Origin of the sequence: Bradyrhizobium sp. 164 (assembly GCF_023073715.1) — a bacterium.
In the GTDB taxonomy this organism is placed as follows: Bacteria; Pseudomonadota; Alphaproteobacteria; order Rhizobiales; family Xanthobacteraceae; genus Bradyrhizobium.
Genome location: NZ_JADPKA010000018.1, coordinates 16,679 through 30,240 on the forward strand (window position 1 = coordinate 16,679; position 13,562 = coordinate 30,240).

At 64.3% G+C, this 13,562-nt stretch carries 13 protein-coding genes; 3 read left to right on the top strand and 10 right to left on the bottom strand.

What is annotated here, in order from left to right; genetic code table 11:
* Positions 1-64: 64 nt before the first annotated feature.
* From IVB01_RS06260 to IVB01_RS06285, 6 genes are all read right to left on the bottom strand, one after another.
* Entirely contained in the window at positions 65-496 is a 432-nt protein-coding gene (locus IVB01_RS06260) for a GNAT family N-acetyltransferase (protein ID WP_247281836.1), read from the bottom strand.
* Positions 497-515: 19 nt separating this feature from the next.
* On the bottom strand, positions 516-734 hold the full coding sequence (locus IVB01_RS06265) for an Rdx family protein (protein ID WP_247281837.1): 219 nt from the start codon (positions 732-734) through the stop codon (positions 516-518).
* A gap of 11 nt (positions 735-745) precedes the next feature.
* On the bottom strand, positions 746-1,651 hold the full coding sequence (locus tag IVB01_RS06270) for a haloalkane dehalogenase (RefSeq protein WP_247281838.1): 906 nt from the start codon (positions 1,649-1,651) through the stop codon (positions 746-748).
* The gene (locus IVB01_RS06275; protein WP_247281839.1) at positions 1,648-2,238 is read right to left on the bottom strand and encodes a TetR/AcrR family transcriptional regulator; all 591 of its coding nucleotides are present in this window, start codon (positions 2,236-2,238) and stop codon (positions 1,648-1,650) included. Before IVB01_RS06275 ends, IVB01_RS06270 begins: the two co-directional genes overlap by 4 nt.
* 126 nt (positions 2,239-2,364) lie before the next feature.
* Positions 2,365-2,664 (bottom strand): hypothetical protein, encoded by a 300-nt coding sequence (locus tag IVB01_RS06280; RefSeq protein ID WP_247282049.1) that lies wholly within the window; start codon positions 2,662-2,664, stop codon positions 2,365-2,367.
* A gap of 2 nt (positions 2,665-2,666) precedes the next feature.
* Positions 2,667-4,061 (bottom strand): OmpA family protein, encoded by a 1,395-nt coding sequence (locus IVB01_RS06285; RefSeq protein ID WP_247281840.1) that lies wholly within the window; start codon positions 4,059-4,061, stop codon positions 2,667-2,669.
* Positions 4,062-4,225: 164 nt separating this feature from the next.
* Here IVB01_RS06285 and IVB01_RS06290 point away from each other — a divergent pair, with 164 nt between their 5' ends.
* Positions 4,226-5,284, top strand: coding sequence for a polysaccharide deacetylase family protein (locus IVB01_RS06290; RefSeq protein WP_247281841.1), 1,059 nt, complete (start codon positions 4,226-4,228; stop codon positions 5,282-5,284).
* 149 nt (positions 5,285-5,433) lie between these two features.
* A complete protein-coding gene (locus tag IVB01_RS06295; protein ID WP_247281842.1) occupies positions 5,434-6,243 on the top strand; it encodes an SDR family oxidoreductase in 810 nt (269 codons plus the stop codon).
* Between the two features lie 174 nt (positions 6,244-6,417).
* Here IVB01_RS06295 and boxB read toward each other — a convergent pair whose 3' ends face one another.
* The 4 genes from boxB to IVB01_RS06315 form a co-directional block, all read right to left on the bottom strand.
* The gene (boxB, locus tag IVB01_RS06300) at positions 6,418-7,869 is read right to left on the bottom strand and encodes a benzoyl-CoA 2,3-epoxidase subunit BoxB (RefSeq protein ID WP_247281843.1); all 1,452 of its coding nucleotides are present in this window, start codon (positions 7,867-7,869) and stop codon (positions 6,418-6,420) included.
* Positions 7,870-8,018: 149 nt separating this feature from the next.
* Positions 8,019-9,707 carry a 2,3-epoxybenzoyl-CoA dihydrolase gene (boxC, locus tag IVB01_RS06305; RefSeq protein WP_247281844.1) on the bottom strand — a complete coding sequence of 563 codons (1,689 nt, stop codon included), beginning with the start codon at positions 9,705-9,707 and terminating at the stop codon, positions 8,019-8,021.
* Positions 9,708-9,899: 192 nt separating this feature from the next.
* Positions 9,900-10,718 (bottom strand): alpha/beta hydrolase, encoded by an 819-nt coding sequence (locus IVB01_RS06310; protein ID WP_247281845.1) that lies wholly within the window; start codon positions 10,716-10,718, stop codon positions 9,900-9,902.
* 257 nt (positions 10,719-10,975) lie between these two features.
* Entirely contained in the window at positions 10,976-12,517 is a 1,542-nt protein-coding gene (locus IVB01_RS06315) for a benzoate-CoA ligase family protein (protein WP_247281846.1), read from the bottom strand.
* 120 nt (positions 12,518-12,637) lie between these two features.
* Here IVB01_RS06315 and IVB01_RS06320 point away from each other — a divergent pair, with 120 nt between their 5' ends.
* Positions 12,638-13,546 (top strand): helix-turn-helix transcriptional regulator, encoded by a 909-nt coding sequence (locus IVB01_RS06320; protein ID WP_247418663.1) that lies wholly within the window; start codon positions 12,638-12,640, stop codon positions 13,544-13,546.
* Positions 13,547-13,562: the final 16 nt, after the last annotated feature.

The following is a 13,562-nucleotide window of genomic DNA, read 5'->3' on the forward strand; positions in this document are numbered from 1 at the left end:
GGGCCGACCCGGACATTGTTCACGGATTCGAATGCGCCGGAAGGGTGCTGGGCGCAGAATGGACTCAAGGCGCGGTTACATAGCCGCGGCGATGGGCACCGGCCTGATCCTCGAAAATCGCCATGGCCGTGGTCATCCGCCGGAAACCCAGACGTTCGTAAAAACCCTCTTTGCCGGGGACCGCGTAGAGGATGATTTTCCGGTGGGTCCGGCATCGCACAAGCAAGCGCTCGATGATCTCGCGGCCAAGGCCCTGTCCCTGACGATCAGGGTGCACGGCAACATCGCAGAGATAGGCGCAGTCGCGACCGTCGGCCAGCACGCGCCCGGCACCGATCAGCCGCCCCTCGTCACAAGCAAAGGTGCGAAACATGCTGTTGCCGAACACGAGCGCAAGATCGGTCGGCGTCTTGTGGCCGAGCGGCGCGATGCGATAGAGCTCGGAAAGCTCGTGCCAATCCACGGCGGCGAGATCGTCGGTCCAGGCAATCGACATTGGCAAAGCCCTCCCCGCGTCAGTGCCGCGCGGCCGCGACGATATCATCGGCGCCGGGAAAGTGCCCCTTGCTGCGGCTGGCGACGATCCGGTCGCCGAGCCTGATCTGGAAGATCTTGCCCTTGCCGGGGACGAGGTCCGACTCCAGCGCCAGTTGCCGGCGGAGCGCCGCAGCCACGTCTCTGGCGCGCTTCTCGTATCCGCACGGGCGGCAACAAATGATGGTCACGGCAGACATCTCGTCCTCCTTCAGGCCGCGAGTTGCGGACGCACCGCTTCGATGCCGGCGATCCAGCCGGCGACGGAGCGGCCAATCGCTTCCGCGTGATCCTCCTGAAGATAGTGCAGGCCCGGCCCGAGACGGACAAGCGCGCAGTGCTTGAGCGAGGCAGCGAACGTCTCGGCAAATTCCGGAGCGACGAGCGCACCCGGCTCGCCTGCAAACAGCAGCTTTGGATATGACGCTTCGGCGAGCGATGCATGCGCCGATTGCAGCGCTGCGTAGACATCGGCTGGCTCGCCTGCGATCGGCAGCTCACGGGGGAAGGCGAGGACGGGACGGCGGCTCTCCCGCGTCGGAAACGGCGCGCGATAGGGCGCCATCTCCTCCTCGCTCAGCGTGCGCATGATGCCGCCGGGCAGCACGCGCTCAACGAAGGCATTCGCCTCCAGAACCATCGCCTCGCCCTCGCCCTGCGTCCTGAACTTGCGGAAGGTCTGGCGCGCCGCGTCGGTCTGGTGAAAATCCTGCCAGCTCGGCATCGGTCGGATGAACTCCATGAAGGCGAGGCCGCGCACGAAGGTCGGACGGCGCGCGGCGAGATGAAATGCGAGCGCAGTGCCCCAATCCTGGGCAACGAGATAAGCCGAGGACAAGCCGAGCTGTTCAATCAACGCATCAAGGTAGCCGGCGTGATCAACGAAGCGGTAGGCGATGTCGGGCTTGCCGGACTCGCCGAAGCCGATGAGGTCGGGCGCGATGCAATGCGCGACCGGCGCCACCAGCGGCAGGATGTTGCGCCAGATGTGCGAGGAGGTGGGATTGCCGTGCAAGAACAACGCGACCGGCTGATCGCGCCCTCCTGTCGCGCGGTAAGCCATCGTGCTCCCAAGCACGGACGCGGTGCGCATTTCCATGTTGACTGGCTTGCTCATGTTGGCTCCCTGAACACAGTTTGAAATGCGATAGTCTTGAAACGTTCGAGCGCGTCCGGATTGCGGTCGACCTTCATGCGCAGGATCGCCCCCTGCCAGGACGCAAGCAGGAAGTCGGCAAGCTCCTCGGCCTCGAAATCGGACGCGATTTCGCCGCGCGTCTGTGCCCCGGCGATGCAGGCCGCGAAGGGCATGCGCCACTCGGCAAAAATTTCGGCAAGACGGGTGCGCAGCATCTCGCTGCTGCCGGCCGCTTCGAGACTGAGGTCCCCGATCAGGCAGCCGCGACCATAGCCGTCGGCCTCGAGCCGACCGGTGATGATGTCGAGATAGCGCCTGAGCCGAGCCCGCGGCGTCAGCGAGGTGTCGTCGAGGGCTTCCGCGACCAATCCCCTGGTGATGGCGAAGTAGCGGTCGAGCACCTCGGAGGCGAACGCCTCCTTGGAACGAAAATGATTGGTGAAGGACCCCTGCGGGGCGCCCGCCGCAGCGGTGACGTCACGTACGCTGGTACCGTGATAGCCGGTCCGGAACATGACTTTGAGGCCGGCGTCGAGGATGGCGTCTTTGAGCGAGGGCTTTGGCATTAAGCGATAATACGCACGTACGTATTATTGTCAACCAGACCTCCCGTTTCGGCAATATACTTGTTTGATCAATGTGTTATCGTAATGAAAGAGGCAAGCTCCGCCGATCAGTCAGAGCTTCAGGCTTCACACTGCTGGCGGCGTGCTTCGCGAGACTACCCGGTCGCGCAGCCAGGCACCGATGGTGCAACCCACGAGATAACACGCGAACATGATCAGGCCAAGGTCGAGCCAATAGCCGAAGCGGCCGGGGACCACGTGCGCAAACGACGCCGCGACCATGGCGGCGGCAAGCGCGGCGAGCCACCGCGCGGTCACCTTCGAGGTGCCGTTGCCACGCTGGACCACGGAGATCCAGCCCATGCAAAAGCCCAGCAGCAGCGAGCCGACCAGCCAACCCATATGGAACGAAGCCAGATAGGGCATCATCACCTCACCAGAAATTCGATGCGGCGGTTCTGCGCCTTGCCGTCGTCGGTGTCGTTGCCGGCGAGGGGCTGCGTGCTGCCGTGGCCGACCGCAGTGAAGCGGCTGGCGGGCAGGCCGGCCTTGACCAGATAATCGATCACCGCCTGCGCGCGCTTCTCCGAGAGAGCCAGGTTGAAGGAATCCTCGCCGTCGGCGTCGGTATGCCCGGCGACCTCGATATTGGCGGTGGGACAGCGCAACGCCGTCTCGATCAGATGGTCGAGAATGCCGGCGGAATCCGGATCGATATCGGCGCGCTTCGCCGTGAAGCGGATCTTGCCCTTGGCCAGGAGATCCGAGAACAATTGCTGGCACACGGTGCCGTCGACGGGGCCTGCCGCAGGCTTCACCGTAATCTCCGGCTTGTATTGCCAGTTCTTCGGGAAGTCCTTGCCCGGCCCTGCGCGGATGTCACTGGCGGCACCTTCATAGAGTGCATCGCCCGACAGCTTCACCTCGCGATCCGTGACCACGAGCGTGCCGGTGGACAGCCGCGACAGCGCGCCGAGCGCTGCGACAATGGCGGTGTTGAACGAGCCGGGCGCCCCGATGCTGGCCTTGAGATTGTCCACGACCTTCTCGTTGAAGAACTTTCGCGAGGCGCTGGTTGCGATCGCCGCGTGCACATTGCTGTCCGGGACATAGCCTGTCAGCGTCAGCGTCGCGGCCACCGGATCCTTGTAGGCCTGGAAGATGTAGGGCGGCGCCTTGACGTCGTTGGCGGCGATCGAAAAACCCTCCGGCAGGTTTTTCAGTGCGGCCGCAATCGCCTCGCGACCACCGAGTTCGCGCGCCATGCCCGACAGATTGACCTTGGTGTCGGTTATCGTGATCTTGCCGTCCTTGAGCTTGCCAATCTGATCGAGCAGCAATGTCGCGGCGGCCTCGAACCGTGGCGGCGCACCGCGCGCCAAGCCCATCTGATCGGTCACCTCGACGCCGGCGACTTCCTTGCGCGCCGCCTCGGTCAGACGCGCCCGCATCGAGGGCAGCGGCGCGGAGCCCGACAGGGTCACCCGCACCACGTCACGTTCGGCATTCCAGACGAAGGGTTTGGCCTCGGGAACAAGGCGGGTCCGGTCGTCGACCAGCCGCACACCGGGGACGGCTTCGACCGCCGTCACGGCATCGCGGCGTCCTTCCTCGGAGAACGCATCCGCCGCCAGGCTGACGTCGCGGCCGTCGACCGCGATCCGGGTCTTGTCCAGAACGGTATCCTTGAGCGCCGCCGCGCTGCGGGCCGACAGGTCCGCCTCGACCGGCAACGTGTTATTCCAGGCCGCAAATCCCCACATGACGACAAGGGGGATCAGCCCTGGCCACCATTTGCTGGCCCACCTGAAAAGCTTCTGCATTCGACGACCCGAACTCTGGAACCGGAGACAAAACAAACCCTTGGCAGGCTGTCAAACCGGAAATGGTGCCCTTCTGGAGGCCCGGCGTCGACAATTGGAATAACTTTTTGTTCAAGGGTTCTCCCGTAAGTTGAAGGCGGAATGCCAGAGTCCGCCAGCCGGCCATGAAGCAACTGCGTAACAACGTCATCCGCGCCGGGCTGGAAGCACTCTATTTCAGCGGGGCGCACCATCTGTTGCGCCCGCTTTTGTCGGGCGTCGGTGCCATTTTCATGCTGCACCATGTGCGGCCGGCCCGCGAGGCCGCATTCCAGCCGAACCGTCATCTCGAGGTCACGCCCGAATTCCTGCGCGCCACGCTGTGCCATCTGCGCGCGCGCGACATCGACATCATCGGCATGGACCAGCTGCATGAGCGGCTGGTGCATGGCCGGTTCGATCGCCGCTTCGCCGCCTTCACCCTCGACGACGGCTATCGCGACAATCTCGATCATGCGCTGCCGGTGCTGCGCGAATTTGACGCGCCTCTCGCGGTCTATGTCGCGAGCGATTTCGCCGAGGGCACCGGACGTCTGTGGTGGACGGCGCTGGAAGCGGTGATCGCCAAGGCCGAGCAGATCGACGTGAAAATCGGCCATTCCACGCTGCGGCTCGATGCGACGACGCCCGCCGCCAAGCAGGCGGCATTCGACCGTTTGCACGACTGGCTGCGCGCGCTACCGGGCGAACACGATCTCAAGCGCGAGATCGAAGGCCTCTGCACGAATTACGGCGTCGACATGGAAGCGCTGTGCCGCAGCCTCTGCCTGTCGTGGGACGAGGTGAAGACATTGGCCGCCGATCCCCTGGTCACGATCGGCGCACACAGCATCAGCCATTGCAATCTCGCTAAACAGGCGGAGGGGATCGCCGCGCACGAGATGGCGGCGAGCCGCGCGCGGATCGAGCAGGCCCTCGGCCGTCCCGTGCAGCACTTCGCCTATCCCTATGGCGACCGTGAAGCGGCGGGCGCGCGTGAATTCGCGCTCGCTGCGGCAGCCGGGTTCAAGACGGCGGTGACCACGCGGCCCGGCATGCTGTTCGCCGAAAACGCCGGCCATATGACCGCGCTGCCGCGCGTTTCGCTCAACGGCAACTACCAGGACACACGAATTCTGCCGGTGCTGACCTCGGGCGCCGCGACCGCGATGTGGAACGGCTTTCGCAGGATTGCGGCGGCTTAGCATCAACCGCATCGGTCGTCCGGACGGCGGCCCATGGGCCCTAGCCGGGACGACACCGAGTGGATCAATGCGCCCAGGCGCTCCGAGACGACAAGATTGACTCCCCTCCCGGCCGCGCCCACAACGCGTGACAACCGAACGGAGGCACCATGTTCAACGATCTGTTTTCGCTCAAAAGCCGCGTTGCGCTCGTGACCGGTGGCTCGCGCGGCATCGGCAAGATGATCGCGGCGGGCTTTCTCAGTGCAGGTGCTGCGAAGGTCTACATCACCGCGCGCAAGGCAGGGCCGTGCGAGCAGACCGCCAAGGAGCTCTCCGCGCGATATGGCGGCGAATGCATCGCGCTGCCGATTGACATCTCGACGGTCGAAGGCTGCGACAGGCTGGCCTCCGAGATCATCAAGCTGGAGCCGAAGCTCGACATCCTCGTCAACAATGCGGGCGCGGCCTGGGGTGCGGATTTCGACGAGTTTCCGGAGAGCGGCTGGGACAAAGTGATGGACCTCAACGTCAAGGCGCCGTTCTTCCTGACCAAGGCGCTGGCCGGCCCCTTGCGCGCGGCAGCCTCCGCCGAACGGCCGGCGAAGGTGATCAACATCGCCTCGATCGACGGCATCTTCGTCAATCCGATGGAGACCTATTCCTATGCCGCGAGCAAGGCCGCACTGATCCATCTGACCCGGCGCATGGCGGTGAAGCTGATCTCCGACCACGTCGTGGTCACGGCGATCGCGCCGGGGCCGTTCCAGTCCGACATGAACCGCGCCGCGCGCGACCATGGCGACGAGGTCGCAACGCGGGTGCCCGCGGGGCGCATCGGCACTGACGAGGACATGGCGGGCGCCGCGATCTATCTCGCCTCGCGCGCGGGGGATTACGTCGTGGGCGCGACCATCGCCGTCGACGGCGGCATCGTCTATGCGAATCCGGGGATCAAGGGGAGCGGATGGGATAGCTGAGGGGTTGCGGGGGTTCGATGCTTTCGCCTCACGCGCGCCGTCATGCCCAGCGAAGGCGGGGCATCCAGTACGCCGCGGCTTCTCGGCAAAGCCAGGACTACCTCTGGAATGCTGGATCACCCGCTTTCGCGGGTGATGACACCGTTTGTGTTGCGCGAGCCTCAGGCCCGACGCTTACGACTCGATCTTCACATACTCGAAATCGCCGGGCTTGTTGTCGATGCCGACCTTTGGCGGCGCAATCCAGGAGGCGAACTTGCCGGTTTCGGTGACGGGCTGCATCAAGGAGGTGATGAAGTCGCCGTCGCTTGCCGACGGCAGCCATTCGTCCTTGCGCTTGGCCCAGGTCGCCTCGTCGATCAGGATGCCGTCGGGCGTAGCATGGATATCCTTGAACTCGCCGATGTGGCGATGAAAGGCGACATTTGGCAGCGTCAGCTTGTAGTCGTAGCCTGCGGTCGAGATCACCTTGTTCCAGCGTAGCATGCCCTTGACGCAGTCTTGGCTGTAATCGTCGCGCAGGCGCATGTTGAGCGCGGTCAGCGCCGGCTCATCGACCAGCTTGATCTCGCCGTTGATGAACTTGAGCACCGGATAGGTGGCGTTCTTGAGCTGGTGATCGTCCTCGATCTGGGTCTCGTGGTAGCGGCCCTTGATGCCGGCGTTGAAGGCATTGGCCGCATTGGTCGACACTTCCGAGCCGAACAGGTCGAGCGACAGCGTGTAGTGCAGATTCAGCTTCTTCTGGATGGTCGGCAGGTCGATCACCCCTAGTGCGCGGACTCTTGCGATGTCGGTGGGGTCGGTGATAGCGGCTTCGCGCATGGCATCGCAGGTGCGCTGCACGACGCGGGTGATGCCGGTCTCGCCGACGAACATGTGATGCGCCTCTTCCGTGAGCATGAAGCGGCAGGTGCGCGACAGCGGATCGAAGCCCGACTGCGCCAGCGAATGCAGCTGCATCTTGCCATCACGGTCGGTGAAATAGGTGAACATGAAGAAGGACAGCCAGTCCGGTGTCGCCTCGTTGAAGGCGCCCAGCATGCGCGGCGCATCGGCATCGCCCGAGCGGCGGCGCAGCAAATCATCGGCTTCTTCGCGGCCGTCGCGGCCAAAATATTTCTGGAGCAGATACACCATCGCCCAGAGGTGACGGCCTTCCTCGACATTGACCTGGAACAGATTGCGCATGTCATAGAGCGACGGCGCGGTCTTGCCGAGATGGCGCTGCTGCTCGACCGAGGCGGGCTCGGTGTCGCCCTGGATCACGATCAGGCGGCGCAGCATGGCGCGATGCTCGCCCGGGACTTCCTGCCAGGCCGGCTCGCCGTAATGCTCGCCGAAGGGCACGACGCGGTTCTCTTCTTGCGGCGCAAGCAAAATGCCCCAGCGATATTCGGGCATGCGGACATAGTCGAACTTGGCCCAGCCTCGCGGATCGACCGAATAAGCGGTGCGCAAGTACACCAGCGATTCCTGGAAGCCTTCTGGCCCCATGTCGTTCCACCAGTCCATGTAGCCGGGATGCCAGCCTTCCAGCGCTTTGAGCACCTGGCGGTCTTCGGCGAGATTGACGTTGTTCGGGATCTTGGTCGAGTAGTCGACGTTCATGATATTCATGTTCATGGCCGTGCTCCTTGGTCTGTCTCGTTTCCCGGACGCTGCGCAACGCGAAGCGGTGCGCTGCAGAGCCGGGACCCATTGTCTGGTCCAGCGGGGTCCCGGTTCTGCGCAGCGTCACTTCGTGCCGCAGCGCGCCCGGGACACGAAAGTTGTCACACCCGCGTCATATCGAATTTCGGCTTCTGACCGCTGCCGTAGCGGCGCAGCGCGCCTTCCTCGCCGACAGCGTTGGGGCGCTGGAAGATCCAGTTCTGCCACGCGGTGAGGCGCGCGAAAATTTTTGATTCCATCGTCTCGGGACCGACAAAGCGCAGGCTCGCTTCCATGCCGGTGAGGCTGTCGGGCGAGAAACTGGCGCGCTCCTCGAGGAACACGCGGACCTCGTCGTCCCAATCGATGTCGTCGAGCGCGAAGGTGACGAGGCCGAGTTCTTCCGCCTGCTCGGCGTCGAGCGCGGTGCCAAGCGTCGCCTCCGCGCGCTCGACATCGGACGGATCAGCCTGGAAGCGCGATTGAAGCCGCGTCAGCCCATGGCTCATCGGATACGGGCCGAAATTCATCGCGGACAATTCGATCGACGGCGGCGGGCGGTTGTCGCCCTGGCGCGTGCCGATCAGCATGTAGGAGCGGTCGGCAGCGAACACGAGCTCGGCGAGCGTGCCGGCGAAGCAGGAGCCGGGCTCGACCAGCGTCACCAGCGTGCGCGAGGTGACGTCGATGCGCTTGAGGACTCGCTTCCAGTAGTGCCTGAGTTCATTGACCAGCCAGTGCGCCTTGTTGGCTTCGAGGAAGGCGTCGCTGGCAAGCACATGAGCGCGGTCACCATGGCTCTTGAACACCAGCATGGCGATCTCGAGCTCGTTGATGCGCAGATGCAGGATGGCGTCGTCGAGCTCGCGCGCGGCCTGGAGCGGCCAGAACGAAGCCCCTTGCGCCATCATGCCGTCAATGTCGGCCGGCGGCGCCGCTTCCGGCGCCTTGATGGAGATGGTAGCGATGCGCGCGGTGCGATCGATGTCGACCGTGACGAAGCCGTAGCGGATGCTGGTCTCGTCGATCAGGCGCTTGAGCGGCGTCAGCGCGACGCCCTTGCCGCTCCCCTTGCGCTTCGAGGCGGCCGCGAATTCCTTGGCACGCTCGGCGATCTTCGCCTCCAGCTTTGAGTTCGGCGCGATCTCATCGACGAGGCGCCATTGCACGGCGCGCTTGCCCTTCACGCCCTCCTCGATGGTGCAGAAGAAATCAGCGTGGTCGCGGCGCACTTTTCGCTTGTCGACGACGCGGGTCAGTCCGCCGGTGCCGGGCAGCACGGCGAGCAAAGGCACTTCGGGCAAGGCAACGGCAGACGAACCGTCATCGGCGAGGATGATGTAGTCGGTCGCAAGCGCGAGCTCATAGCCGCCGCCGGCCGCCGAGCCGTTCACCACGGTGATGAAGCGCTGGCCGGAATTCTCCGAGGAGTCCTCCATGCCATTGCGGGTCTCGTTGGTGAACTTGCAGAAATTGACCTTGTGAGCGTGGGTGGAGCCGGCGAGCATGCGGATGTTGGCGCCGGCGCAGAACACGCGGTTTTTGGCCGAGCGCATCACGACGACCTTCACCTCGGGATGCTCGAAGCGCAGCCGCTGGATCGCATCCGCGAGCTCGATGTCGACACCGAGATCGTAGGAGTTGAGCTTGAGAAGATAGCCTTCGAACAGACCGCCATTCTCGTCGACGTCCATGATCAGCGTCGCGACGTCGCCATCGACCGCGAGCTTCCAATGCCGGTAGCGGGACGGGTCTGTCTGGAAATCGATGAACGTCGCGCCGCCTGCGAGGCGCCGATCTTCCCCGGCCATGGGTCACACCCTAAGCTTGATTATGCATTTTCGCCGTAGCGTTAGATGCACAATAATGCATCTTTTTGGATGCGTCTAGCCATTAACTGCCGCGTCATGCACTTTGTTTCATGCCGATGCCGGCCAAGACTGCCTTGATATTACGAGCCCGCTGCGGTCCTACGCGGTCTCGGACCTGTCACGCCGCCGCCATCATGCGGCGCGTCCTTGCAGGCCCCGATCGTCGCGCAGGGCCGCTTTCGCGAATTGCGCGATCGCCTCGAGCGTCGCCGCCGGCGCCTCTCGATGCGGGGAATGCCCCGCACCTGAAATGATTTTCAGATCGACCGGGCAGTAGCACTCCTCCTGCGCGATCTCGACCTGACGCAGAGTGCCGTATTGGTCGTCCACGCCCTGCAGGACCATGACGGGAACGCGGATATAGGCGAGGTATTCCGAGATGTCCCAGTCGCGGAATTTTGGATCGAGCCAGGCGCCGTTCCAGCCGTAGAACGCGTTGTCGACGTCCTGATGCCAGCGCGCGAGCTTGGCCCTAAGGTCCGTGGTCTCGAAGGCCGTCTTGATCGCGGCGATGGATTTCACCGAGACGTCCTCGACGATGAAATGCGGCGCGATCAGCACGAGGCCGCTCAGGCGATGATCCTGATGCGCGCCGGCATAGATCGTCGCGATCGAGGCGCCGTCGGAATGGCCGAGCAGGAGGCCGCGCTTGAAGCCGATCATGTCGAGCAGCTTCGGCAGCACGTCGAGCGCCTCGCGCTGCATGTAATCGAGCGGCCGCGGCAGCGCGACCTTGCTCGACTGGCCGTAGCCTGCGCGCGAATAGACGAAGATGCCGGCGCCTGTGGCTTGCTGAAGCTTGTCCGGGAAGTCGCCCCACTGCGCGAGCGAGCCGAGGCCTTCATGCAGCATGACGATGCTGGGCGCGTCTGCAGCTTGCGGCGCGAGCCATTTGTATTCGAGGCAGGCGCCATCGATGCTGAGGAAACCGGTGGGGGTGAGGTTGGTCATGGTGTTACTCTTCTCTCTCGTCGTATCGAGCGTGGGACGCAATCACGCGCGGCTCGCTCGGTCGTTCCCTCCCCCTTGTGGGGGAGGGCTAGGGAGAGGGGTGCCACACGGGAACTCCCGGTGTGACGAAGAACATCGTTGCGCGACGACAATGACCGATTGCTTGGCTACCCCTCTCCCCCGCCCTCCCCCCACAAGGGGGGAGGGAGCGCAGCGGAGTTTGCCGCGCGCGCGAGTCGCACGTCGCATAGGCCCGCTCAATTCGCCCCCTCCCGCAACTTGAACCGCTGAATCTTCCCGGTCGCCGTCTTCGGCAGCGAATCCACCACGTCGATCCAGCGCGGATATTTCCACGGGCCGATCTTCTGCTTGACGTGCTCCTTCAGCATCTCCTGCAAGTCCGTCGTCTTCGCACCCGGACGCAGCACGACGAAGGCTTTTGGCTTCAACAGCCCTTCCGGATCGGCCTCGGGCACGACAGCGGCTTCCAGCACGGCGGGGTGTGTGATCAGTGCGCTCTCGACCTCGAAGGGGGAGACCCAGATGCCGGAGACCTTGAACATGTCGTCGGCACGGCCGCAGAAGGTATAGCGGCCGTCGGCATCCCTGACATATTTGTCGCCGGTGCGGGTCCACGGGCCTTCAAAAGTGCGGCGGCTCTTATGGCGTTGATTCCAGTAACCCTCGCCAGCGGAGGGCGCATCGACCAGGAGCTCGCCGATCTCGCCATCGGCGACGTCCTCGCCGGCCTCGTTGACGAGCCGCACTGCATAGCCCGGCACCGGCTTGCCGGAGGAGCCGTACTTGATGTCGCCGGGCGCGTTCGACAGGAAGATGTGGAGCAACTCGGTCGAGCCGACACCGTCAATAATGTCGACGCCGAAGCGCGCCTTCCAGCTACGACCAACGGATTCCGGCAGCGCCTCGCCGGCCGAGGTGCAGATGCGCAACGCCTTGCCGCCGCGCTCGTTCTTCATCGACTCATCGTTGAGCATGGCCGCGAACAGCGTCGGCACGCCGTAGAAGATCGAAGGATTGTAGCGGTTCATCAGGTCGAACATGCGTGCCGGCGTCGGCCGCTCGCTGTTCAGGATCACGCTGGCGCCGACCGACATCGGGAAGGTCAGCGCATTGCCGAGGCCATAGGCGAAGAACAGCTTTGCGGCGGACAGGCAGACGTCGCTCTCGCGGATGCCGAGCACCTGCTTGGCGTAGGTATCCGCGGTCGCCTGCAAGTTCGAATGCAGATGGCGCACGCCCTTGGGCATGCCGGTGGAGCCCGACGAATAGAGCCAGAACGCCGGCTCGTCCGGATGCGTCGCCGCCGTGGTGAACTGGTCGCTCTCGCCCGCGAGCTCCTCGGCGAGCTGCCTGTGGCCATTCTGCTTGTCGCCGGAGACCACAACGTGCTCGAGATTGGGCATGCGGCCGACGACGTCCTTGATGACGGGATAGAGCGCCTCAGACACGAACAGCACGCGGGCGCGGCAATCGGCGAGAATGTAGGCGTATTGGTCCGCGGTCAGCAGCGTGTTGAGCGGCACCGGCACGATGCCGGCGCGGATCGCGCCGAGGAACACGATCGGGAAGTCGACCGTATCCAACATGATCATCGCCACGCGCTCCTCGCGACGGATGCCGAGCCGGCGCAGCATGTTGGCGGCGCGGCGCGTCTGGTGCTGCAGTTCGCCATAGGTGAGCCGCGAGACGGTGTCGTCGAAGACAGGCTTGCCTCCCCTGCCCTCTTCGACGTTACGGTCGAGCAGCCAGGTCACCGCGTTGTAGGATCCCTCGCTCACGGACGTCTCCCCAATTTAGAATTATAATTCATAGAAAGACACTGTGGCGGCTTGCTGTCAATGCCAGCAGGCATTATGTTTCATTAAAATGCGCCGCAGGACATCCGCTAAAGAAGACTCATGATCGAAAGTCCCGACGCCGAATCCCGATTTCTCGAACAGCTCGGCCAGCGCGTGCGCACCATGCGCGCGCTGCGCGGCATGTCGCGCAAAGTGCTCGCCAAAGTATCAGGGATTTCGGAGCGCTACATCGCGCAACTCGAGAGCGGCAAGGGCAATGTCTCGATCGTGCTGCTCCGACGCGTCTCCGACGCGATGGGTGCACATCTCGAAGACCTGCTTCCTAGCGCCGATCCAACGCCAGACTGGCAGATGTTCCGCGATCTCCTGCGCAAGGCGACACCGGCGCAGATTGCACAGGCCAAGGATCTGCTCGCCGGCGGCAGCGCGTCTGCACCGCGGCGCGCGCCGTTCTGCGGCATTGCGCTGATCGGCCTACGCGGCGCCGGCAAATCCACACTTGGTCGGATGCTGGCGAAGAAGATCGGCTGGAGTTTTGTCGAGCTCAACAAGGAGGTCGAGCAGCAGAACGGGCTCTCGGTCGCCGAGATCATTGCGCTGTACGGCCAGGAAGGCTTTCGCCGCATGGAGCAGGCGGCGCTGCAGCAGCTGCTCGCGCGCAACGAGCTGATGGTGCTGGCGACCGGCGGCGGCATCGTCTCCGAGCCCCTGACCTTCGACCAGATCCTGTCGTCGTTCTATACGATCTGGCTGAAGGCCGAGCCGGAGGAGCACATGGCCCGCGTCCGCCGCCAGGGCGATCTGCGTCCGATGGCGGACGATCGCTCGGCGATGGCCGAGCTGCGCAACATCCTGCTCAGCCGCGAACCGCTGTATTCGCGCGCCACCGCGGTGGTGGACACCGCGGGCCTGTCCGTCGATGCCGCGGCCGCACGGCTGATCGACGCGGTCCGCCCGGTGCTGCAGAACGAAGCGCGCAGCTTCGGCCTGCGCAGCCTCGCGCTGTAGAATCCCTTCCTCGCTG

Coding starts and splice junctions, on each gene's coding strand:
- IVB01_RS06260 (WP_247281836.1), bottom strand. CDS start 496: ATGTCGATTGCCTGGACCGACGATCTCGCCGCCGTGGATTGGCACGAG.
- IVB01_RS06265 (WP_247281837.1), bottom strand. CDS start 734: ATGTCTGCCGTGACCATCATTTGTTGCCGCCCGTGCGGATACGAGAAG.
- IVB01_RS06270 (WP_247281838.1), bottom strand. CDS start 1,651: ATGAGCAAGCCAGTCAACATGGAAATGCGCACCGCGTCCGTGCTTGGG.
- IVB01_RS06275 (WP_247281839.1), bottom strand. CDS start 2,238: ATGCCAAAGCCCTCGCTCAAAGACGCCATCCTCGACGCCGGCCTCAAA.
- IVB01_RS06280 (WP_247282049.1), bottom strand. CDS start 2,664: ATGCCCTATCTGGCTTCGTTCCATATGGGTTGGCTGGTCGGCTCGCTG.
- IVB01_RS06285 (WP_247281840.1), bottom strand. CDS start 4,061: ATGCAGAAGCTTTTCAGGTGGGCCAGCAAATGGTGGCCAGGGCTGATC.
- IVB01_RS06290 (WP_247281841.1), top strand. CDS start 4,226: ATGAAGCAACTGCGTAACAACGTCATCCGCGCCGGGCTGGAAGCACTC.
- IVB01_RS06295 (WP_247281842.1), top strand. CDS start 5,434: ATGTTCAACGATCTGTTTTCGCTCAAAAGCCGCGTTGCGCTCGTGACC.
- boxB (WP_247281843.1), bottom strand. CDS start 7,869: ATGAACATGAATATCATGAACGTCGACTACTCGACCAAGATCCCGAAC.
- boxC (WP_247281844.1), bottom strand. CDS start 9,707: ATGGCCGGGGAAGATCGGCGCCTCGCAGGCGGCGCGACGTTCATCGAT.
- IVB01_RS06310 (WP_247281845.1), bottom strand. CDS start 10,718: ATGACCAACCTCACCCCCACCGGTTTCCTCAGCATCGATGGCGCCTGC.
- IVB01_RS06320 (WP_247418663.1), top strand. CDS start 12,638: ATGATCGAAAGTCCCGACGCCGAATCCCGATTTCTCGAACAGCTCGGC.